The sequence below is a fragment of the Kitasatospora sp. NPDC091257 genome (assembly GCF_044757675.1).
Lineage (GTDB): Bacteria > Actinomycetota > Actinomycetes > Streptomycetales > Streptomycetaceae > Kitasatospora > Kitasatospora lactacystinica.
This window is the reverse complement of the sequence record NZ_JBIVVI010001464.1, coordinates 1-1,961: the sequence shown is the minus strand read 5'-3', so window position 1 is coordinate 1,961 and position 1,961 is coordinate 1. Positions and strand designations below refer to the sequence as shown.

Annotated in this window: 1 protein-coding gene and 1 pseudogene; both read left to right on the top strand. The window is 78.0% G+C overall.

From position 1 onward, the window contains the following. Positions 1-62: 62 nt before the first annotated feature. Positions 63-812: a 16S rRNA (uracil(1498)-N(3))-methyltransferase gene (locus tag ACIQOV_RS39385; protein ID WP_401055699.1), complete on the top strand. Its 750-nt coding sequence runs from the start codon at positions 63-65 to the stop codon at positions 810-812. Positions 813-943: 131 nt separating this feature from the next. Then, positions 944-1,961: pseudogene (locus ACIQOV_RS39380) on the top strand (peptidase S41); the annotation flags it as partial.

Here is a 1,961-nt window from a genome sequence, read left to right as displayed (position 1 = left end):
GGTGTCGGGGGATCCCGGCACCCCTTCCGTGTTCCCGTCCCACTCCTGGAGGTTCCCCCGTCATGACCGCGCCCGTCTTCGTCGTCGAGACCGAGCGGATCGCCGCCGCCGTGCCCGGGGCCGTGGTGCGTCTGGACGGCCCGGAGGGGCGGCACGCGGCCGCGGTGAAGCGGCTGGAGCGGGGCGAGGCGGTCACCCTGGCCGACGGGCTGGGACTCGGGGTGGACGGCACGGTCGCCGAGGTGCTCGGCAAGGACGCGATCGACGTGACGGTCGCCGCCGTGCGCCGGGAGCCGGAGCCCGCGCCGCGGATCGTGGTCGTCCAGGCGCTGCCCAAGGGCGACCGCGGCGAGCTGGCCGTGGAGACGATGACCGAGGTCGGCGTGGACGTGGTGGTCCCGTGGTCCGCCTCGCGCTGCATCACCCAGTGGAAGGGCGAGCGCGGCGCCAAGGCGCTCGCCAAGTGGCGGGCCACCGCCCGGGAGGCGGGCAAGCAGTCCCGCCGGCTGCGCTTCCCCGAGGTCCGCGAGCCGATGACCACCCGGCAGCTGGCGCCGGTGCTGGCGCAGGCCGCGTTCGCCGCCGTGCTGCACGAGGAGGGCGCCGAGCCGCTGGCGCACGCCGGGCTGCCGGAGGGCGGGGACATCGTGCTGGTGGTCGGCCCCGAGGGCGGGGTCTCCCCGGAGGAGCTGGCCGCCTTCGCCGAGGCGGGCGCCAAGCCGTACCGGCTGGGCTCCTCGGTGCTGCGCACCTCGACCGCCGGGGTGGCCGCCGGCGCGCTGCTGCTCGGGCGCACCGGCCGCTGGTCGTGACGGCGGCCGTGCAGGCGGTCGGGGCGGCCTGCGGGGCGGTTCCCGGGAGGGCGTAACAGCCCTCCGCGGGCGGCGCCGGAAGTCTGGGAAAAACGGCGCGGATCGTACGCGCACCTGCTTAGGCTGGCCGGGTGACGGACTCCCTGAGCACCTCCTCGAACAGCTCGGCGGGCGCCTACCTGCGCCATCCCCACCTGCACGGCGACCTGGTCGCCTTCGTCGCCGAGGACGACCTCTGGCTCGCCCCGCTGGACGGCGGCCGGGCCTGGCGGCTGACGGCGGACCACCTGCCGGTCCACCACCCGAGGTTCTCCCCGGACGGGCGGCACCTCGCCTTCACCTCCACCCGGGACGGCGCGCCCGAGGTGCACGTGGTGCCGGTGGACGGCGGCCCGGCGCGCCGGCTCACCCACTGGGGCAGCCACCAGACCCGGGTGCTCGGCTGGACCGCCGACGGCCGCCCGATCGCCGCCACCGCCGCGGGCGAGGCCAGTTTCCGCCGCACCTGGGCGCACGCCGTGCCGCTGGACGGCGGCGAGCCGCAGCGGCTGCCGTACGGGCCGGTCGGCGGGCTCGCCTTCGAGCCGGGCGGGGACCGGGTGCTGCTGAGCAGCGTCAACGGTCGCGACCCGGCCTGGTGGAAGCGGTACCGGGGCGGGCGGGCCGGCAAGCTGTGGCTGGGCCGGGACGAGTTCGTCCGCGTCCACGCGGAGCTGGACGGGCAGCTGGACTCCCCGCTGTGGGTGGCCGGGCCGGGCGGGCGGGGCGGCCGGATCGCCTTCCTGTCCGACCACGAGGGCGTCGGCGAGCTGTGGTCCAGCGGCCCGGACGGCACCGACCTGCGCCGCCACACCGCCGACCCGGACGGCTTCTACGCCCGCGGCGCCACCACCGACGGCACCCGGGTGGTCCTCCACCGGGCCGGCGACCTCTGGCTGCTGGACGACCTGGACGGCGCCGAGCCGCGCCGGCTGGAGGTCCGCCTCGCCGGTCCGCGGGCCGGGCGCCGCCCCCGCCCGGTGCCCGCCGCGCACTGGCTGGACTCCGTCGCCCCCGACCGCACCGGCCGGGGCAGCGCCGTGGTGGTGCGCGGCAGCGTGCACTGGCTGACCCACCGCGAGGGCCCGGCCCGGGTGCTGGACGAGACCC

Coding starts and splice junctions, on each gene's coding strand:
- ACIQOV_RS39385 (WP_401055699.1), top strand. CDS start 63: ATGACCGCGCCCGTCTTCGTCGTCGAGACCGAGCGGATCGCCGCCGCC.